This window comes from Pseudomonas sp. Mn2068 (assembly GCF_049319725.1).
Classification (GTDB): domain Bacteria; phylum Pseudomonadota; class Gammaproteobacteria; order Pseudomonadales; family Pseudomonadaceae; genus Aquipseudomonas; species Aquipseudomonas gingeri.
On record NZ_JBMOUG010000022.1, the window covers coordinates 65,578 to 83,168 of the forward strand.

General features: G+C 61.3%; 19 protein-coding genes. 7 read left to right on the forward strand and 12 right to left on the reverse strand.

Annotation, left to right across the window (positions count from 1 at the left end; all coding sequences use genetic code 11):
• Positions 1 to 66: 66 nt before the first annotated feature.
• A complete protein-coding gene (gene rnt / locus ACL9RJ_RS31240) occupies positions 67 to 744 on the reverse strand; it encodes a ribonuclease T (protein ID WP_017126314.1) in 678 nt (225 codons plus the stop codon).
• A complete protein-coding gene (pyrC, locus tag ACL9RJ_RS31245) occupies positions 741 to 1,787 on the reverse strand; it encodes a dihydroorotase (RefSeq protein ID WP_017126313.1) in 1,047 nt (348 codons plus the stop codon). Before pyrC ends, rnt begins: the two co-directional genes overlap by 4 nt.
• A gap of 156 nt (positions 1,788 to 1,943) precedes the next feature.
• Here pyrC and ACL9RJ_RS31250 point away from each other — a divergent pair, with 156 nt between their 5' ends.
• Both ACL9RJ_RS31250 and ACL9RJ_RS31255 read left to right on the forward strand, forming a co-directional pair.
• Positions 1,944 to 2,849: a flagellar protein MotY gene (locus ACL9RJ_RS31250; RefSeq protein ID WP_017126312.1), complete on the forward strand. Its 906-nt coding sequence runs from the start codon at positions 1,944 to 1,946 to the stop codon at positions 2,847 to 2,849.
• A gap of 128 nt (positions 2,850 to 2,977) precedes the next feature.
• Positions 2,978 to 4,195: an argininosuccinate synthase gene (locus ACL9RJ_RS31255; RefSeq protein ID WP_007938916.1), complete on the forward strand. Its 1,218-nt coding sequence runs from the start codon at positions 2,978 to 2,980 to the stop codon at positions 4,193 to 4,195.
• A 171-nt stretch (positions 4,196 to 4,366) separates the two neighbouring features.
• Here ACL9RJ_RS31255 and ACL9RJ_RS31260 read toward each other — a convergent pair whose 3' ends face one another.
• A complete protein-coding gene (locus tag ACL9RJ_RS31260) occupies positions 4,367 to 4,906 on the reverse strand; it encodes a hypothetical protein (protein WP_042935326.1) in 540 nt (179 codons plus the stop codon).
• A 915-nt stretch (positions 4,907 to 5,821) separates the two neighbouring features.
• Here ACL9RJ_RS31260 and ACL9RJ_RS31265 point away from each other — a divergent pair.
• Positions 5,822 to 6,448, forward strand: a complete 627-nt coding sequence (locus ACL9RJ_RS31265) for a response regulator transcription factor (protein WP_017129960.1) — start codon at positions 5,822 to 5,824, stop codon at positions 6,446 to 6,448.
• Between the two features lie 135 nt (positions 6,449 to 6,583).
• On the opposite strand, the gene ACL9RJ_RS31270 is transcribed toward ACL9RJ_RS31265, so the two are convergent.
• The 8 genes from ACL9RJ_RS31270 to metG form a co-directional block, all read right to left on the reverse strand.
• The gene (locus ACL9RJ_RS31270; RefSeq protein WP_017126307.1) at positions 6,584 to 6,763 is read right to left on the reverse strand and encodes a PA3496 family putative envelope integrity protein; all 180 of its coding nucleotides are present in this window, start codon (positions 6,761 to 6,763) and stop codon (positions 6,584 to 6,586) included.
• Between the two features lie 107 nt (positions 6,764 to 6,870).
• The gene (nth, locus tag ACL9RJ_RS31275) at positions 6,871 to 7,509 is read right to left on the reverse strand and encodes an endonuclease III (RefSeq protein ID WP_017126306.1); all 639 of its coding nucleotides are present in this window, start codon (positions 7,507 to 7,509) and stop codon (positions 6,871 to 6,873) included.
• A gap of 7 nt (positions 7,510 to 7,516) precedes the next feature.
• Positions 7,517 to 8,122 (reverse strand): Rnf-Nqr domain containing protein, encoded by a 606-nt coding sequence (locus ACL9RJ_RS31280; RefSeq protein WP_042935325.1) that lies wholly within the window; start codon positions 8,120 to 8,122, stop codon positions 7,517 to 7,519.
• Positions 8,115 to 8,714 (reverse strand): RnfABCDGE type electron transport complex subunit G, encoded by a 600-nt coding sequence (locus tag ACL9RJ_RS31285; protein WP_017126304.1) that lies wholly within the window; start codon positions 8,712 to 8,714, stop codon positions 8,115 to 8,117. Before ACL9RJ_RS31285 ends, ACL9RJ_RS31280 begins: the two co-directional genes overlap by 8 nt.
• A complete protein-coding gene (locus tag ACL9RJ_RS31290) occupies positions 8,711 to 9,712 on the reverse strand; it encodes an RnfABCDGE type electron transport complex subunit D (protein ID WP_422765966.1) in 1,002 nt (333 codons plus the stop codon). The genes ACL9RJ_RS31285 and ACL9RJ_RS31290 overlap by 4 nt, the downstream gene beginning before the upstream one ends.
• A complete protein-coding gene (gene rsxB / locus ACL9RJ_RS31295; protein WP_177119167.1) occupies positions 9,699 to 10,703 on the reverse strand; it encodes an electron transport complex subunit RsxB in 1,005 nt (334 codons plus the stop codon). Before rsxB ends, ACL9RJ_RS31290 begins: the two co-directional genes overlap by 14 nt.
• Positions 10,700 to 11,287 (reverse strand): Rnf-Nqr domain containing protein, encoded by a 588-nt coding sequence (locus tag ACL9RJ_RS31300; protein ID WP_017126300.1) that lies wholly within the window; start codon positions 11,285 to 11,287, stop codon positions 10,700 to 10,702. Before ACL9RJ_RS31300 ends, rsxB begins: the two co-directional genes overlap by 4 nt.
• A 111-nt stretch (positions 11,288 to 11,398) precedes the next feature.
• The gene (gene metG / locus ACL9RJ_RS31305; protein ID WP_177084394.1) at positions 11,399 to 13,450 is read right to left on the reverse strand and encodes a methionine--tRNA ligase; all 2,052 of its coding nucleotides are present in this window, start codon (positions 13,448 to 13,450) and stop codon (positions 11,399 to 11,401) included.
• A gap of 184 nt (positions 13,451 to 13,634) precedes the next feature.
• On the opposite strand from metG, the gene apbC reads away from it, so the two are divergent.
• Positions 13,635 to 14,729, forward strand: coding sequence for an iron-sulfur cluster carrier protein ApbC (gene apbC, locus ACL9RJ_RS31310; protein ID WP_017126298.1), 1,095 nt, complete (start codon positions 13,635 to 13,637; stop codon positions 14,727 to 14,729).
• A 235-nt stretch (positions 14,730 to 14,964) separates the two neighbouring features.
• On the opposite strand, the gene ACL9RJ_RS31315 is transcribed toward apbC, so the two are convergent.
• Positions 14,965 to 15,174: a cold-shock protein gene (locus ACL9RJ_RS31315; RefSeq protein ID WP_002554837.1), complete on the reverse strand. Its 210-nt coding sequence runs from the start codon at positions 15,172 to 15,174 to the stop codon at positions 14,965 to 14,967.
• Between the two features lie 386 nt (positions 15,175 to 15,560).
• Here ACL9RJ_RS31315 and dcd point away from each other — a divergent pair, with 386 nt between their 5' ends.
• The 3 genes from dcd to ACL9RJ_RS31330 all read left to right on the forward strand — a co-directional run bounded on the left by dcd (position 15,561) and on the right by ACL9RJ_RS31330 (position 17,405).
• The gene (gene dcd, locus ACL9RJ_RS31320) at positions 15,561 to 16,127 is read left to right on the forward strand and encodes a dCTP deaminase (protein ID WP_017126297.1); all 567 of its coding nucleotides are present in this window, start codon (positions 15,561 to 15,563) and stop codon (positions 16,125 to 16,127) included.
• Between the two features lie 107 nt (positions 16,128 to 16,234).
• Positions 16,235 to 16,441, forward strand: a complete 207-nt coding sequence (locus ACL9RJ_RS31325; RefSeq protein WP_178989941.1) for a hypothetical protein — start codon at positions 16,235 to 16,237, stop codon at positions 16,439 to 16,441.
• Positions 16,442 to 16,568: 127 nt separating this feature from the next.
• Positions 16,569 to 17,405, forward strand: coding sequence for a transporter substrate-binding domain-containing protein (locus ACL9RJ_RS31330; RefSeq protein ID WP_017126295.1), 837 nt, complete (start codon positions 16,569 to 16,571; stop codon positions 17,403 to 17,405).
• Positions 17,406 to 17,591 lie beyond the last annotated feature (186 nt).

Here is a 17,591-nt window from a genome sequence, read left to right on the forward strand (position 1 = left end):
TCACGGACAAAAAAACCGGCCTTGAGGGCCGGTTTTTTTATGGGCGGGAGCTGCTCTGACGAGCGATCAGTCGTTGAAGTCTTCCCAGCCGCCCATTTCCTTCCAGCGATTGACGATGCCGCAGAACAGTTCGGCAGTCTTCTCGGTGTCGTAGCGCGCCGAGTGGGCTTCGCGACCGTCGAAGTCGATATCGGCGGCCTGGCAGGCCTTCGCCAGCACGGTCTGGCCATAAGCCAGGCCCGCGAGGCTGGCGGTGTCGAAGCTGGAGAACGGATGAAACGGGTTGCGCTTCATGTCCAGTCGCGCGACCGCGGCGTTGAGGAAGCCCAGGTCGAAACTGCTGTTGTGTCCGACCAGGATCGCGCGTTTGCAGCCGTTGGCCTTCAGCGCCTTGCGCACACCACGGAAGATGTCGGTCAGCGCGGTTTCTTCGCTGACGGCCATGCGCAGCGGGTGATCGAGCTTGATCCCGGTGAACTCCAGGGCGGCGGCCTCGATATTGGCGCCTTCGAAGGGTTCGACGCGGAAGAAGTAGGTGTGCTCGGGGAACACGAAACCTTTTTCGTCCATGCCGATGGTGGTCGCGGCGATTTCCAGCAGCGCGTCGGTAGCGGCGTTGAAACCACCGGTTTCTACATCGACGACGACCGGCAGGTAGCCGCGAAAGCGTGCGGCCATCGGGTGGCGCGAGCCACCTGAGTTGCCATTGCCTTCCAGTTCGTCATCGAAATGGTCTTCACTCACAGCGTTTCCTCCAGCAGGCGCCAGCGCAGTTTTTCACCGGCGCGCAGCGGGATTACGGACAGCTCGCCAAATGGCAGGCTGGCGGGGGCGGTCCACTCTTCGCGGACCAGGGTGATGCGCTCGCTGTTCGGGGCCAGGCCGTAGAAGCGTGGGCCGTGCAAGCTGGCGAAGCCTTCGAGCTTGTCCAGGGCATTGCGTTGTTCGAACGCCTCGGCATACAGCTCGATGGCTGCGTAAGCGGTGTAGCAACCGGCGCAACCGCAGGCGGCTTCCTTGGCGTGCTGGGCATGGGGAGCCGAGTCGGTGCCGAGGAAGAACTTCTCGTTGCCGCTGGTGGCGGCGTCGAGCAGGGCCTGCTGGTGGGTGTTGCGCTTGAGGATCGGCAGGCAGTAGAAGTGCGGCCGGATACCGCCCACCAGCATGTGGTTGCGGTTGTACAGCAGGTGGTGCGCAGTGATGGTCGCACCGACGTTGGCCGGGGCCTCGTTGACGAACTGCACCGCGTCGGCGGTGGTGATGTGTTCGAACACGACTTTCAGCGTCGGGAAATGCTCGACCACGCGACGCATGTGTTCGTCGATGAACAGCTTCTCGCGGTCGAACACGTCGACGTCGCCGCGGGTCACTTCACCGTGGATCAGCAGGGGCATGCCGACTTCGGCCATGGCTTCCAGGACCGGGAAGATCTTGTCCACGCTGGTCACGCCGGAGTCCGAGTTGGTGGTCGCACCGGCCGGATAGAGCTTGGCCGCGTGGACAAAACCGCAGGCCTTGGCGGCGCGGATTTCCTCGGGCTGGGTGCGGTCGGTGAGGTAGAGCACCATCAGCGGTTCGAAACGGCTGCCGGCCGGCCGGGCCGCGAGAATGCGCTGGCGATAGGCATCGGCTTCGGCGGCGTTGCGTACCGGAGGCACCAGGTTGGGCATGATGATGGCGCGACCAAAGGTGCGCGCAACATCCGCTACAGTGTGGGGTAACACAGCACCATCGCGAAGATGAATATGCCAGTCGTCGGGACGCAGCAGGGTCAGGCGGTCGGACATTGGGGATTCCAGGCGGGTCGAACTGATGGGAATGCTACCGGAAAAGACTCTATCAGGCACTCGCTATCAAGTTTTGCCGCACGCGACCGATATCCAGAACGTATGGCGTAGAACCGGTACGCCAGTCTCAAAGTCGTGGAACCATTGGAGCCTCCCGTGCGCCAGCGTTATTTAGCCCTGCTCAGTATGTTCGCCAGCCTGCCTGCCATGGCGCTGACTTTCCAGACCCGTCTGGAGAGCATCGAGTGGAAGGTGGAAGGTGACAAGTTCGAGTGCCGGCTGGCTCAGCCGATCACCGACTTCGGTTCGGGCGAATTCGTGCGCCGGGCCGGCGAGCAGGCGATCTTTCGCCTGAAAGCCTATAACCACGTGCTCGGTGGCGGTTCGGCGACCCTGCTGGCCGCGGCCGCCCCCTGGCAGCCGGGACGCGGCGATATCAACCTGGGGTCGGTGAAAGTCGGCAACGGCGATGTATTGTTCAACAGTTCCCAGGGCCAGGCCGGTGGTCTGTTCCATGGCCTGCTCGATGGCCGCAGCCCGGTCATTCGCCATTATTCGCGGGACGGTGGGGTTTCCGAGGTGCGGCTGCTGCCGGTGAAGTTCACCCAGGCCTACAGCGACTTCCAGGCCTGCACCGCCAAGTTGCTGCCGAAGAACTTCGAGCAGGTGAAGCAGGCCGAGATCGGCTTTCCCGGCGGCGGCATCGACCTGGACGCCCAGGCCAAGGCCCAGTTGCAGGTGATGCTGGACTTCATCAAGGCCGACCCGAGCGTCAATCACATCGAACTCGACGGTCACTCGGACAACAGTGGCAATCGCCTGACCAACCGCGACCTGTCGCGTCGACGGGCGCTGTCGGTGATGGAGTTCTTCAAGGCCAATGGCATCCCGGAATCGCAGATCGTCATGCGTTTCCATGGTGAGCGCTACCCGCTGGCCCCCAACACCAACCCCGCCAACCGGGCGAAGAACCGCCGGGTCAACATTCATCTTGAGCGTGTCCCCGCGCCTGAAAAGGCTGCGCCGACAGCCGCGGCTGGAAACGCGGCGGCCACTTCCTGAATCGGCTGTCATCGTCGCCCGTTCGACATTATCTGTCGCTTTGTCGTCCTTAGCTGTCGCGCCTCTGTAAATTCATGGTTTTGGCCGGTAGAATCGCGCCTTTCCGTACAACCCCGTGGAGTGATGGCATGGCCGACGTAAACAAGGTCGTTCTCGCGTATTCCGGCGGCCTGGACACTTCGGTGATCCTCAAGTGGCTGCAGGATACTTATAACTGTGAAGTGGTGACCTTCACCGCGGACCTGGGTCAGGGCGAAGAGGTCGAGCCTGCTCGTGCCAAGGCGCAGGCCATGGGCGTGAAAGAGATCTATATCGACGATCTGCGCGAAGAGTTCGTGCGTGACTTCGTCTTCCCGATGTTCCGTGCCAATACCGTCTACGAAGGCGAGTACCTGCTGGGTACCTCCATCGCCCGTCCGCTGATCGCCAAGCGCCTGATCGAAATCGCCAACGAAACCGGCGCCGACGCCATTTCCCACGGCGCGACCGGCAAGGGCAACGACCAGGTGCGTTTCGAGCTGGGTGCCTATGCCCTCAAGCCAGGCGTCAAGGTCATCGCGCCATGGCGTGAATGGGACCTGCTGTCCCGTGAAAAGCTGATGGATTACGCTGAAAAGCACGCGATCCCGATCGAGCGTCACGGCAAGAAGAAGTCCCCGTACTCCATGGACGCCAACCTGCTGCACATCTCCTATGAAGGCGGCGTGCTGGAAGACACCTGGACCGAGCACGAAGAAGACATGTGGCGCTGGACCGTCTCCCCGGAGAACGCTCCCGACAAGCCGCAGTACCTGGAACTGACCTACCGCAACGGTGACATCGTCGCCCTGGACGGCGTCGAGATGACTCCGGCCACCGTGCTGGCGACCCTGAACCGCATCGGTGGCGAACACGGCATCGGTCGTCTGGATATCGTCGAGAACCGCTATGTGGGCATGAAGTCCCGCGGCTGCTACGAAACCCCTGGCGGCACCATCATGCTGCGCGCACACCGGGCGATCGAGTCGATCACCCTGGACCGCGAAGTCGCTCACCTCAAGGATGAGCTGATGCCCAAGTACGCCAGCCTGATCTACACCGGCTACTGGTGGAGCCCTGAGCGTCTGATGCTGCAACAGATGATCGATGCTTCCCAGGCCCACGTGAACGGTGTGGTTCGCCTGAAGCTGTACAAGGGCAATGTGATCGTTACCGGGCGCAAGTCCGACGAGTCGCTGTTCGATGCCAATATCGCGACGTTCGAAGAAGACGGCGGCGCCTACAACCAGGCTGACGCGGCAGGCTTCATCAAGCTGAACGCACTGCGTATGCGCATTGCCGCAAACAAAGGACGCAAGTTGTTCTGATCCGCCTGTTTGCATGAAAAGCCCCGGCCGGCAGGTCGGGGTTTTTTTTGCCCGGGAAGCGCTGCTCCGATGGCGCCAGGGGAGCACAGGGGCGTGCGCACGGACAGAAGAGGGGTCAGGCGGGAGGTGGGTTGGGGAGAGGCTTTCTTCATCAAGGATCAAACCTGCTGTTCATTCCCTTGGGTCGTCTCGATGATGCTTGAGTTCGAATCGATAGTTCCTGCCCAACTCCCATACCTGGCGGACGGTCAGTTCCAGCGTCTGGGCAATCTCCATGGCGGTGTATCCCAGTGCCGCGTAATGCATGGCGTGCCCGGCGACTACATCATCGGCGAGTGAGCCGGCAGGTTCTGAAAGAGTACTTCGGTATTTCCGCGGCGTGGACAATGGGCGGCGATGGGGGATTCTCAGTCCCTGTTCCTGGGCGATCCTTCTTATCTCTCCTTTATTCATTTTCAATGAGTATTGCAAGGCGGATATTCCCGCACCTTTTGTTATGAGGTTTTTCAGCAGCTCAACTTTTCTTGCATATTCTTCCTTTGTATCGACTTCTGTTTCCACTGGGGCTGGTATTTCAGCATCGCCGCGGCTTGCTTCTTTTGCCGGGGCAGGCTCTATCGTTCCGCCACGCTTGATGAACTCGGTGATGGCGAGCTCGAGATCATGGGGTTTATAGTTGTTCTTCTGTTTGTTTATAGTGGTGTTCTTCATAAAGTATAGCCTGCTCGTAAAGGGGGATAGGCCGTCGTGACTTTCTCGTCTGAAAAAGTCAGTTGTTATGGTGTTTCCTGTTTTTAAAAAGCTAGCGGTAGAGCATATGGTTTGCAAGAAAAATATGCCGCTCAATTGTTTGGTTTTTTTCTGGAAAGGCTGATTTTAAAAGTTCGGTAAGTATTCCCTGTGCCGCGTAGTACGTTTCCTTTAGTTTGGGGGGGGTGATGGATTTAAATGTTTTGGTGGTATTTACTTGAAGTCGAAAGAGCTGCTGTTTTCAATATATCAGGAGTTTTTTGGAGTGAGCAATCCGCTATTCAAATGCGCATCATGCCTATTCAAAAGCATTTTCTCATGAGATGTCAGGCCGGTACTTGAAGGAAACCATGCCGAGCCTTGGGTGTTTAATGTCTGGCCAGGATGACGACAATGGCGCGATGGGGGCAGTGTTTATCTGTCGTGGGCCTGGAATTTTCGAACCTCGGGCGGCGGTCGTGCGCCATTGATGATCTCCGGCGTGTGCGGAAGGAGTGGGGTTATTTCTTGTTGCAGAAAACCATTAGACATCCGGCGCCTGGCGTCTCTAATGTTTATCCGTGACGGGTAGCGTCTTGTATGCAGATGTTTGTCTACCCTGTTTATCCGTATCTTCTCCAGCATCATTGAAGCTGCATCCGGGCAGCGGACCAGAGGGTTATGAGGTAACGTTCCTGACTGTTGGATAAATCGATTGTCACCTCGCTCCTGAAAACAGCACTTTTCTTGTAGTGCTTTTTTTGTAGGGCAAATCCTTGTTGTTTGTAGGGAAGGTCTTTGGCTGGTACTGCTCGGGGTAGGCGCTATGCCCAGGAGGTTGTGACTAGGCTATTGTGCTGACTCTGAAAATTCGAACAGCGAAAATTGGACTTGCCCATGAATAAAGTGCTGATCGTGGATGATCATCCCGTCATTCGCCTTGCCGTACGCATGCTGATGGAACGGCATGGCTACGAAGTCATTGCGGAGACGGATAACGGCGTGGATGCCTTGCAACTGGCGCGAGAGCATGCACCGGATATTGTTATACTCGATATAGGAATTCCCAAGCTGGACGGGCTGGAAGTCATTGCCCGCCTAACTTCCATGGGGCTTTCTTTCAAAGTGCTGGTACTTACTTCACAGGCTCCCGGCCATTTCTCCATGCGTTGCATGCAGGCGGGGGCCGCCGGTTATGTGTGCAAGCAGCAGGACCTTACCGAAATGCTGAGTGCCATAAAGGCCGTTCTTTCCGGCTACAGTTATTTCCCCAACCAGGCGTTGCATACCGTGCGCTCCAGCATGGGCAATGCCAGCGAGGCGGACATGGTCAACCGGCTTTCGGGTCGGGAAATGATGGTCCTGCAGCAACTGGCCCGGGGCAAGAGCAACAAGGAAATTGCCGATGGGATGTTCCTGAGCAACAAGACGGTCAGCACCTACAAGACCCGCTTGCTGTTGAAGCTGAACGCCCGCTCACTGGTTGACCTGATCGAACTCGCCCAGCGCAATGGCCTGGTTTGAGACGAACAGGCGCACCATTCGGGCAACGTGCAGGGAGAGTTGACGACCACAGGGTCATGAAGGCGGTACGGCAGGCGAGTCGTCATAGCCAAAAAGCCTCCGATAAGGAGGCTTTTGAGGGGGGATCTACATCACTTACAGGTCAAAATCGTAATCAGCCAGCTGCTTTTGCAGGCGGCGTTCTTCCAGCAGGTTGTCGATGGTGCGACGCTTGCTCAGATTGGTCTTCGCTACCTCCACCGGAGGTTCTGTTTCGTCCGAATCGACCTGCATCAGGTCGTCCTCTACATCCAGTGCTTCTTTATCGGTACTCATAAAGTCAACTCCGGGCTAAGACTGCCGTTGGCGCTCCTTATAACGATAATTACCTGTCGGGTAAAAAAGATTTTTTCAATCGACTTATCAATAAAAGCAATAGCGGCTCAATCGTCGGATGTCTTGTGCTTGTATTCGCACAGGTCTTCGATCCGGCAACTGCCACAGCGCGGCTTGCGGGCCTGGCAGACGTAGCGCCCGAGCAGGATCAGCCAATGATGGGAGTCGAGCAGGTATTGTTTTGGCACGAATTTCATCAACTGCTTTTCCACTTCCACCACATTTTTTCCCGGGGCCAGCCCCGTCCGGTTGCTCACTCGGAAAATATGCGTATCGACTGCCATGGTCAGTTGCCGAAAGGCCGTGTTGAGGACCACGTTGGCGGTCTTGCGGCCGACCCCGGGCAGGGCTTCGAGTTCTTCCCGGGTCTGCGGGACCTGGCTGCCATGGCGTTCGATCAGCAGGCGGCAGGTCTCGATGACGTTTTTCGCCTTGCTGTTGTAGAGGCCGATGGTCTTGATGTACTCGGACAGGCCCTCAACCCCCAGCGCATGGATCGCCTCTGGCGTATTGGCTACTGGGTACAGCCGGGCCGTGGCCTTGTTCACGCCGACGTCGGTGGCCTGGGCGGAAAGAATCACGGCGATCAGCAGCTCGAACGGCGACGAGTAGGCCAGTTCGGTCTTGGGCTCTGGATTGTCCTCGTGGAGCCGGCGGAAAATCTCCAGGCGTTTGGCGGCATTCATGGGGCAGTCATTTCCTTTGAAGCACTTGGTTTGAGGTTGAGCGCAGGGTCCAGGCTTTTTTTCCGGCCAGCAGCAAACCCAGCAGGAGGAAGGCTCCCGGGACCAGTCCTGCAAGGTGCAGGCCGTTCTCGGCGGCGAACAAGGTGATGGGGCCGTGGCTGGCGGCTCCGGTCCACCATTGCAGATGATCCAGCAGCGTACCGTTCGCCAGTAGCTCGCGCAGCAGGCCCAGGCTGGCCAGCAGGACGCCGAAGCCCGCGAACAGGCGGATACTGTCGTTCAGCCTGCCCGGTTGGAAGAAGCCCAGGTGCTCGAGCGCCAGGCACTGCACGCTGAGCAGCGCCAGGTAGATACCCAGGGCCTGACAGAGCTCCCAGGACCAGGCTTGCAGTCCCAGGGACACCAGGCTGACACTACCGGCCGCCAGCAGAACATGTGCCGGCCACACCAGTTCCGGGTGGATCCAGGGCTTCAGCGCGCGACCCGTTGCCGTATAGATCAGGACCACGGCCACGCTCGCCAGCCATAACGAGATCGCCTTGACCAGCAAGTCGCTGGCTCCGAGCAGGGGCGGGAGCATCAGTGAGCCCGGCAACAACCTGGTGCTATTCATGGCCGCTGCCTCCCAGCAGTTGATCCCGGTGTTCGTCAAAATAACGCAGGGCATCGTGAATCGCGTTGAGCGCTGCCCGGGAGGTAATCGTCGCCCCGGCCATCGAATCGAATTGCCCGCCGTCCTGTTTCAGGTCCCACGCCGCGTCGGGTGTGTCGCTCCGGGACTTTCCGAGAAATCCACTCAGCCAGGCATTGCCTTCTTCGGCGATCCTGCCGCCCAGTCCCGGTGTCTCCTTGTGCGACAGGGTTTTCACCCCCAGCAGTTTGCCGCTCGCGCCGATGCCGACCAGCAGTTCGACAGGGCCGCCATAACCCTGGGCGGTGCTCTGGAGTATCACTGCCACCGGTTGCCCCTGCTGCAGCATCCGATAGCCGCGTATCAGGCTGCTGTGGGGCAACGGCTCAGCGCTCAGTGCCAGTGGTTCCTGCCGATACTCGCCGGCCGGCAGCACCTGCGCCAGGGCCCGGGTCTGAATCGCCTGCTGCTGCGCCTGGATTCGTGGTGTCGCCTGCTGGTGCAGTTCCCAGGTCAGGCCGGCGACCAGCGCCGCCAGCAGTGTCAGGACAAACAGCGAGCGTGTTCTGCTCATGGCGCCACCCGCTTAGAGCGGGGCAAGGACCAGCGCTCCAGCGTCGGGACCATCAGGTTCATCAGCAGCACCGCGAAGGCCACGCCATCGGGGTAGCCGCCCCAGGTGCGGATGATGTAGGTGAGCAGCCCGATGCCGGCGCCGAACAGCAGCCGGGCCCTGGCACTCCTGGGGCCTGAAACCGGTTCGGTGGCGATGAAGAACGCGCCGATCATGGTGGCGCCGCTCAGCAGGTGAAACACTGGCGAACCGTTGGAGTCCGAGCCGGAGCCATTCCAGCAGACCAGGCTGATGAGGAACAGGCTGCCGAGCATTCCGACCGGGGCGTGCCAGCTGAACACCCGTTGTTTCAGCAGAAACAGGCCGCCGGTCAGAAAGGCCAGGTTGACCCATTCGGCTCCTTTGCCGCCCCAGTGGCCGAACGCGCCCTGGGTGGCGAACAGTTCCTCCATCGTCAGGCTCTTGTTGATCCGCAGCGTATCCAGGGCGGTCGCCTGGGCCCAGGCATCCGGCTGCCCGGCGAGATGAAAGCCCAGTACCTGCTGCAAGCCGCCCAGCAGGTCCATTCCATGGGAGGCGGGCCAGTGGGTCATGGATTGTGGAAACGCCACGAGCGCCAGGGCATAGCCCAGCATTGCCGGATTGAAGGGGTTCCTGCCGACTCCGCCATACAGGTGCTTGCCCGCCAGCAGGGCGCCGGCGCTGGCAAACACCGGCAGCCACCAGGGGCTGTAGGGCGGCAATGCCAGTGCCAGCAGCGTGGCGCTGACCAGGGCACTGCCGTCCATCAATGCCGGTCGGATCGGTCGTACCCGCAGGCGCAACACGCCGGCCTCCACCAGCAGCGCGGTGATCGCGCACAGCAGCAGGTTGATCAGCACGCCCCAGCCGTACCACAGGAACAGGGTCAGGGCAGCGGGCAGCGTGGCGAGCAGCACCCAGCGCATGGCTTGCTGGAGGCGCTCATCCGGCTCTGCGCCGGCGTCACGGCGTAGCATGGGCGTCGACCTGGCGCTGGGCTTCCTCGAGCCGACGCTGGGCGTCTTCCAGCGCCTGCCCCGAGGTTTCCGGATCCCGCTGCAGCTTGCCCAGTTCGGCGCGGCGCATGGCCAACTGGATCTTCGCGCGCTTGAGTTCGGCGTCCCCGGGGGCGGCGGGGACGGGAGGCGGTGCACTGCTTTCCAGGCGGGCCAGGGCCTGTTCCGCGGCCTCGAACTGCTGCTGGAGGATGACCAGTTGGGCGGCCTGTTCGGCAATGGGCGGATGACCGAAGGCCTTCAATGATTTGTTCAACTGCGCCCGGCTCATGGCCAGGTCGATCCGGGCTTTTTTCAGCGCGGCGTCGGAGTCGAGCGCTTTTTGCGCCTTGACCCGCTCCAGGGCGGCCTTGACCGGATCGCTGGTCCCGCTGTCCGTCTGCGTCGGGCGCGGCACGCGCGCCTGGCGTTCGGCGTGGCGGCGTTCTTCTTCGGCGTGCAGGCGCGTATTGCGCTGGTCGAAGCGACGACGGGCACGCTTGCGCTTTTCGCTGCGGGCCTGCTGTTGTTCGGCATTGAAGGCCAGGCCGCCGACAATCGGGACGACCTCGGCCAGCGGCAGCGGGTGCATTTCAATGCAGTCCACCGGACACGGCGCGACGCACAGGTCGCAACCGGTGCATTCATCGATGATCACCGTATGCATCAGTTTGGCCGCGCCGACGATGGCATCCACCGGGCACGCCTGGATGCACTTGGTGCAGCCGATGCACTCGGCCTCGCGGATAAAGGCGACCTGGGCGGGCGCGGTGCCGCGCTCCGGGTCCAGTTCCAGCACGGGCACCCGCAGCAGGCCGGCGAGGGCGGCAATGGTTTCACTGCCGCCCGGCGGGCACTTGTTGATGGGCTCGCCCCGGGCGATCCCTTCGGCGTAGGGGTGGCAGCCCGGATGACCGCATTTGCCGCATTGGGTCTGTGGCAGCAGCGCGTCGATATGTCGAATCAGACTCATGGTTTGACCAGTCCGTTGAAGCCGAGAAAGGCCAATGCAATGAGGCCGGCGCTGATCAGTTCGATCGGCAGCCCGCGAAACGGCAGGGGCACTTCTTCATGATAGGTGCGTTGGCGCAGGTCGTTGAACAGTCCCAGGACCAGCCAGAAACCCAGCCCCGTGCCCAGGCCGAGCAGGGCTGCGTGGCCCGCGCCATGGTCGTTCTGCGTGCTGATCAGGGCCAGGCCGAGGGTGCCGGCGTTTGCCAGCAGCAGCGGCCAGAGCCCGTCGAAAGGCAGGCCCGGCAGCCAGCGCGCCAACAGCTTGAGGCTCGGGCCGATCAGCGCGACGCTGAGCGGCAGGAACACCAGCAGTTGCAGGGCGCCCAGGTCCAGCGGCAACAGCAGCAGGTGATAGAGGCTGTAGTTCAGCAGGGTGGCGACCAGCATCAGCCAGGTGGTGGCGATACCCAGTGCGTGCAGCTTGCGTCGTTCGGTTCCTGGCGCGCGTGTCGCCTGCAACAGCGGATCGACGGCCAGCGGCCATTGCAACACGACGTTGTTGATCAAGGCGGCGCTGACAAGGATGAGAAGAAGGTCGGTCATGATCGTGCCGGGTGAACGGATAGCAGTGATTATCCGGCAAGGAGGCGGGCTGCACTAGTTATGAAGCGTCGCGAGCCACGATTGTGCGTGGCTCGCGGGGCAGGGAGGGGCTTACTTGATCCGCTGGCCGGGCTTGGCGCCGTTGTCCGGGCTCAGCAGATAGATTTCCTCGCCGCCGGGGCCGGCAGCCATCACCATGCCTTCGGAGATGCCGAAACGCATTTTCCGCGGCTTGAGGTTGGCGATCATCATGGTCAGGCGACCTTCCAGCTCGGCCGGGTTCGGGTAGGCGCTCTTGATGCCGGAGAACACATTGCGTTGCTCGTCGCCGATATCCAGGGTCAGGCGCAGCAATTTGTCCGCACCCTCGACCGCTTCGGCCTTGACGATCAGCGCGACGCGCAGGTCGACGGCGGCGAAGGTGTCGAAGTCGATCTCCGCCGACAGCGGGTCTTTCGTCAGTTCGCCGTTGCCCTGTGGGGCGGCGCTGCCGGTGTCGGTCTGGCTGGCGGCGAGGTCTTCCTTCGAGGCGTCGGTCATGGCCTGCACTTTTACCGGGTCGATGCGGGTCATCAGCGGCTTGAACTCGTTCAACTGATGGTTGCCGAGCAGGGTGGCGTGGTCATTCCAGGTCAGCGGCGCGACGTTGAGGAACGCCTCGGCATCGGCGGCCAGCAGCGGCAGCACCGGCTTGAGGAAGATGATCAACTGGCGGAACAGGTTGATGCCCACGGCGCAGACGGCCTGGACCTCATCCTGCTTGCCTTCCTGCTTGGCCAGGGACCATGGTGCCTTGTCGGCGATCCAGGCGTTGGCGCGGTCGGCCAGGGCCATGATTTCACGCATTGCCCGGGCAAAGTCGCGGGCCTCGTAGGCTTCGGCGATGCTCGGGGTGGCGGCGAGGAACGCGTCGGTCAGCTCCGGAGCGGCGTTACCCGCGACCAGCACGCCGGCGTTGCCCTTGTGGATAAACCCGGCGCAACGGCTGGCGATATTCACCACTTTGCCGACCAGGTCCGAGTTGACCTTCTGCACGAAGTCTTCGAGGTTCAGGTCGAGGTCGTCGACACCCTTGCTCAGCTTGGCCGCGTAGTAGTAGCGCAGGTATTCCGGCGACAAGTGGTCGAGGTAGGTGCGGGCCTTGATAAAGGTGCCACGGGACTTGGACATTTTCTGGCCATTGACCGTCAGGTAGCCATGCACGTTGATCCCGGTCGGCTTGCGGTAGCCCGCGCCTTCGAGCATGGCCGGCCAGAACAGGGCGTGGAAGTTGACAATGTCCTTGCCGATGAAGTGGTACAGCTCGGCGGTGGAGTCCTTGCCCCAGAACGCGTCGAAGTCCAGGTCCGGGCGGCGCGCGCAGAGGTTCTTGAAGCTGGCCATGTAGCCGATCGGCGCGTCCAGCCAGACATAGAAGTACTTGCCCGGCTCATCGGGGATCTCGAAACCGAAATACGGTGCGTCGCGGGAGATATCCCACTGCTGCAGGCCGGCATCCAGCCACTCGGCGATCTTGTTCGCCACGGCGTCCTGCAGGGAGCCGCTGCGGGTCCAGGTCTGCAGCATGGCCTGGAAGTCCGGCAACTTGAAGAAGAAGTGCTGGGAGTCCTTGAGCACCGGGGTCGCACCGGAAATCGCCGATTTCGGGTCTTTCAGGTCGGTGGGGGCGTAGGTGGCGCCGCATTTCTCGCAGTTGTCGCCGTACTGGTCTTCGGTGCCACATTTCGGGCAGGTGCCCTTGATGAAGCGATCCGCCAGGAACATCTGCTTTTCCGGGTCGAAATACTGGGTGATCGAGCGCGTGGCGATATGCCCGGCCTCGCGCAGGCGCAGGTAGATCTGTGTCGACAGTTCGCGGTTTTCTTCGGCATGGGTCGAGTGGAAGTTGTCGAACTCCACCAGGAAGTCGGCGAAGTCGGTGCTGTGCTCGACCTGGACGTTGGCGATCAGCTGTTCCGGGGTGATGCCTTCCTTTTCCGCGCGCAACATGATGGCCGAGCCGTGGGCGTCGTCAGCGCAGACGTAGATGCATTGGTTGCCGCGGTGCTTCTGGAAACGCACCCACATGTCCGTCTGGACATACTCGACCATGTGGCCAAGGTGAATGGAACCATTGGCATAGGGCAGGGCGCTGGTGACGAGGATCTGGCGTGGCTCGGACATGGGGCTCGGCTACTTGAAGTGAAACGGAGACCGAACACTATAAAGCGCCGGCGCACATAATTCACCCCTGGCGAGGACCCGGCGGCGGGCCCGACCGCCACAATTGCTGTCGGAACCTGCTTTCGGCTGTTCAGAACGGTTACGATAGCTGCCTGTTTTACTCAGTCTTTTTCGGGAGTTGCCCATGAGCGCAGTCAATCGCGCAGCGGTGGAGGCCGTCCTTCGCCAGTACACCGACCCTTATCTGAACCAGGATCCGCTCAGCGCCGGGTGCGTGAAGGCCATCGATATCCAGGCTGACCGTGTCAGCGTCCGGCTCGAGCTGGGGTATGCCGCCGGCCTGTTCAAGAGCGGTTGGGCGCAGATGCTGCAAATGGCGATCGAAGGCCTCGACGGCGTGGCCTCGGCCAAGGTCGAGATCGAGTGCGTGATCGCCGCGCACAAGGCCCAGGCGCAGATTCCCGGCCTGGTCAACGTGAAGAACGTGGTAGCGGTGGCATCGGGCAAAGGCGGCGTGGGCAAGTCCACCACGGCGGCCAACCTCGCGCTGGCGCTGGCCCGTGAAGGCGCGCGGGTGGGGATTCTCGATGCGGACATCTATGGCCCGAGCCAGGGCGTGATGTTCGGCATTGCCGAAGGCACCCGGCCGAAGATCAAGGACCAGAAGTGGTTCGTGCCCATCGAATCCCACGGTGTGGAAGTGATGTCCATGGCATTCCTGACCGACGACAACACACCGATGGTCTGGCGCGGGCCGATGGTTTCCGGCGCACTGCTGCAACTGGTGACCCAGACCGACTGGGGCAACCTGGATTACCTGGTGATCGATATGCCGCCGGGCACCGGCGACATCCAGCTGACCCTGGCGCAGAAAGTCCCGGTGGCCGGCTCGGTGATCGTCACCACGCCGCAGGACCTGGCCCTGCTCGATGCGCGCAAGGGCGTGGAGATGTTCCGCAAGGTGAATATCCCGGTGCTGGGCGTCGTGGAAAACATGGCGGTGCATATCTGTTCCAACTGCGGTCATGCCGAGCACCTGTTCGGCGAGGGCGGTGGCGAGAAGCTGGCGTCGCAGTATGGCGTCGAACTGCTGGCGTCGTTGCCGCTGTCGATGGTCATCCGTGAGCAGGCCGATGGCGGCAAGCCGACCGTGGCCGCCGATCCCGATGGCCAGATCGCCATGGTCTACCAGGAACTGGCACGACACGTGGGTGCGCGGATTGTGTTGCAGGAAGCGGGCAGCCAGGCGATGCCGAACATCACCATCAGCGACGACTGATACCAGTCCACCTCGATCGAGGTGGAATGCAGTACCCGTAGGAGCCGGCTTGCTGGCGATTGCAACCTGACAGTCGACATCGCTGTTGTCTGATAAGCCGCCATCGCCAGCAAGCCGGCTCCCACGGTTTTGTGGCATATGGGCTGATGCCTTGCAGGCGTCGACAAAAACACCCGCCCACAAAAAAGCCCCGCGTCTCGTGAGAGAGCGGGGCTTTTTACTGGATCAGGACAAGTTAGATAACTTGAACTTCTTCAGCTTGCATGCCTTTCTGACCGCGGGTAGCGATGAAAGAAACCTGTTGGCCTTCTTTCAGGCTCTTGAAGCCGTCGGATTGGATTGCTTTGAAGTGTACGAACAGATCGTCACCGGATTGTGGAGTGATGAAGCCGAAGCCTTTTTCATCGTTGAACCACTTAACGGTACCGGTTTGGCGATTAGACATTTGATGTCTCCTTGGACAAAGTTAACTGCGACTCAGGAAAAGCCCTGGCCGAGACTGAGTGCAAAGAGCAGGAAAAATTCTTGGAGATGGTTGGATCGAAATTCAACATCGTGTAGAGATTCTCAGTGACACAAGCAGCACAGTGGCGCCACCTTAACCCTTTTTCCGGAACGTGCCAATGGTCTTTGCCAAGGTTTCGCCTATTTCATGACTGACGGCGGCCGGCGGGGCCCGCAAGCGCCTCCGTTCAGCGGCCTGACGCTGCTCGGCGGGCCGCTGCGGCAAGGCTATTTTGGCGCAAATCGGCGGCGGACTTTGAACCCCGCGCCGCGCCCCGGTAAGATGCCGGACAGAATTTCTCCACCTCGCTATTCAGGACACCCGCCATGAGCATCAAATCGGACAAGTGGATTCGCCGCATGGCGCAAGAGCACGGCATGATCGAACCCTTCGTCGAGCGCCAGATGCGTGGCGAAGGCGCTGACCGACTGATTTCCTTCGGGGTGTCGAGCTATGGCTACGACGTGCGTTGCGCCGATGAATTCAAGGTGTTCACCAATATCAACTCGGCGACCGTCGATCCTAAAAACTTCGATGAGAAGAGCTTCGTCGACATCAAGAGCGACGTCTGCATCATCCCGCCGAACTCCTTCGCCCTGGCCCGTACCGTCGAATACTTCCGGATTCCGCGCAATGTGCTGACCATCTGCCTGGGCAAGAGCACCTATGCCCGCTGCGGCATCATCGTCAACGTCACCCCGCTGGAACCCGAGTGGGAAGGCCATGTGACACTCGAGTTCTCCAACACCACCACGCTGCCGGCGAAGATCTATGCCAACGAAGGCGTGGCGCAGATGTTGTTCCTGGAGTCCGACGAAGAGTGTGAAGTCTCCTACAAGGACCGCGGCGGCAAGTATCAGGGCCAGCGCGGCGTGACCCTGCCGCGCACCTGACGAAGGGCGCCGCACCCGAGGGAATTCCTGGACGGTGGCACACTCTATTGGGTGTACCGCCTCGGTTGGCGCAAGGCCGGCCGGGCCACAACGTTCAGGAGTTGCCCATGAAGATCGATCCAAGCATCAGCGCCCAACTGGCGAAACTGGAACCCAATCAAGTGGGCCTGCTGGCCTGGTCGTTGCTGGCTCATCCCCACAGCCTGACCGGGGGCATTCCGGGCCAGCCCGATCCCGACACCCCCAACGAGCAACCCACCGAGCCGGGAGAGCCGACCCTGCCCGACGAGCCCCCACCCGTTCCGGTCGCCTGATGGGGTGAAGCCCCGACCCGCGGATGGCGCCAGGCTGTCCGAGGGTCGCTTGCCCGAGCCCTTGCAGGTAGTCTGCTCCAGTGCTTCCAGCGCACCCATGGATACCAGACTATAAAAAGGGCCGCCTATGACGTTTTCCATTCCCTCGGGTTTTTCCCGAGTCCTGCTCGCCGCGCTGCTGCTGGCCGGTACCGCCGCCGAAGCCGCACAGCCGATCCCTCCCGTGCCCCAGCAACTGGCCTTCAGCCGACTGGACCAGATTCTCCAGCAGGGCGTGCTGCGGGTCGGCACCACGGGGGATTACAAACCCTTCAGCTACAAGACGAGCGAGCGTTTTATCGGCCTGGATATCGAACTGGCCGAAGGCCTGGCGAGTTCCCTGGGCGTGCGCCTGGAACTGGTGCCGACCACCTGGCCGACGCTGATGAGCGATTTGCAGGCCGATCGCTTCGACCTTGGCATCAGTGGCATCTCGGTGAATATGGAGCGTCAGAAGCAGGCGTTCTTCTCGCAGCCTTACCAGCGTGACGGCAAGACGCCGATCACCCTCTGTTCACGGCAGCAGGCGTTCCAGACCCTGGAGCAGATCGACCGGCCGCAAGTGCGGGCCATCGTCAACCCCGGCGGGACCAATGAGAAGTTCGCCCGGGCCAATCTCAAGCAGGCGCAGATCGTGATGCACGAGGACAATGTCACCATCTTCCAGCAGATCGTCGACGGCAAGGCCGACCTGATGATGACCGATGCGGTGGAGACGCTGGTGCAGCAGAAACTGCATCCGGAACTGTGCGCGGTGCATCCGGACCAGCCTTTCGACTTTTCCGAGAAGGCCATGCTGCTGCCCCGGGACATCGTGCTCAAGCAGTACGTCGACCAGTGGCTGCACCAGGACATGGAAAGCGGGCGCTTTGCCAAGCGGCTGCAGAAGTGGCTGGCCTACCCCTGGCAGGCCGCCCACAACTGACGGCACAGCCCCTCCAGTGCAGGGCTGTGCTTTGGTGGGAGCCGGCTTGCTGGCGATAGCGCTCGCACGGTCGCTGGCATTCTTGTGGAATGGCCGCCTGCGGCGGATCGGGGGACAAAGCGGCCACCGACAGGGGGGGGTTTCCCTCGGCGACCTACGAAACGTGGAGACTCGGGGGGGAGGGTT

Bases quoted from the DNA above. Each gene is read 5' to 3' on its own strand.
- ACL9RJ_RS31265 (WP_017129960.1), top strand. From the start codon at position 5,822: ATGAATAAAGTGCTGATCGTGGATGATCATCCCGTCATTCGCCTTGCC.
- nth (WP_017126306.1), bottom strand. From the start codon at position 7,509: ATGAATGCCGCCAAACGCCTGGAGATTTTCCGCCGGCTCCACGAGGAC.
- pyrC (WP_017126313.1), bottom strand. From the start codon at position 1,787: ATGTCCGACCGCCTGACCCTGCTGCGTCCCGACGACTGGCATATTCAT.
- ACL9RJ_RS31325 (WP_178989941.1), top strand. From the start codon at position 16,235: ATGAAGATCGATCCAAGCATCAGCGCCCAACTGGCGAAACTGGAACCC.
- ACL9RJ_RS31255 (WP_007938916.1), top strand. From the start codon at position 2,978: ATGGCCGACGTAAACAAGGTCGTTCTCGCGTATTCCGGCGGCCTGGAC.
- apbC (WP_017126298.1), top strand. From the start codon at position 13,635: ATGAGCGCAGTCAATCGCGCAGCGGTGGAGGCCGTCCTTCGCCAGTAC.
- ACL9RJ_RS31260 (WP_042935326.1), bottom strand. From the start codon at position 4,906: ATGAAGAACACCACTATAAACAAACAGAAGAACAACTATAAACCCCAT.
- metG (WP_177084394.1), bottom strand. From the start codon at position 13,450: ATGTCCGAGCCACGCCAGATCCTCGTCACCAGCGCCCTGCCCTATGCC.
- ACL9RJ_RS31300 (WP_017126300.1), bottom strand. From the start codon at position 11,287: ATGACCGACCTTCTTCTCATCCTTGTCAGCGCCGCCTTGATCAACAAC.
- ACL9RJ_RS31270 (WP_017126307.1), bottom strand. From the start codon at position 6,763: ATGAGTACCGATAAAGAAGCACTGGATGTAGAGGACGACCTGATGCAG.
- ACL9RJ_RS31290 (WP_422765966.1), bottom strand. From the start codon at position 9,712: ATGCTACGCCGTGACGCCGGCGCAGAGCCGGATGAGCGCCTCCAGCAA.
- ACL9RJ_RS31315 (WP_002554837.1), bottom strand. From the start codon at position 15,174: ATGTCTAATCGCCAAACCGGTACCGTTAAGTGGTTCAACGATGAAAAA.
- rsxB (WP_177119167.1), bottom strand. From the start codon at position 10,703: ATGAGTCTGATTCGACATATCGACGCGCTGCTGCCACAGACCCAATGC.
- ACL9RJ_RS31280 (WP_042935325.1), bottom strand. From the start codon at position 8,122: ATGAATAGCACCAGGTTGTTGCCGGGCTCACTGATGCTCCCGCCCCTG.
- dcd (WP_017126297.1), top strand. From the start codon at position 15,561: ATGAGCATCAAATCGGACAAGTGGATTCGCCGCATGGCGCAAGAGCAC.
- ACL9RJ_RS31330 (WP_017126295.1), top strand. From the start codon at position 16,569: ATGACGTTTTCCATTCCCTCGGGTTTTTCCCGAGTCCTGCTCGCCGCG.
- ACL9RJ_RS31285 (WP_017126304.1), bottom strand. From the start codon at position 8,714: ATGAGCAGAACACGCTCGCTGTTTGTCCTGACACTGCTGGCGGCGCTG.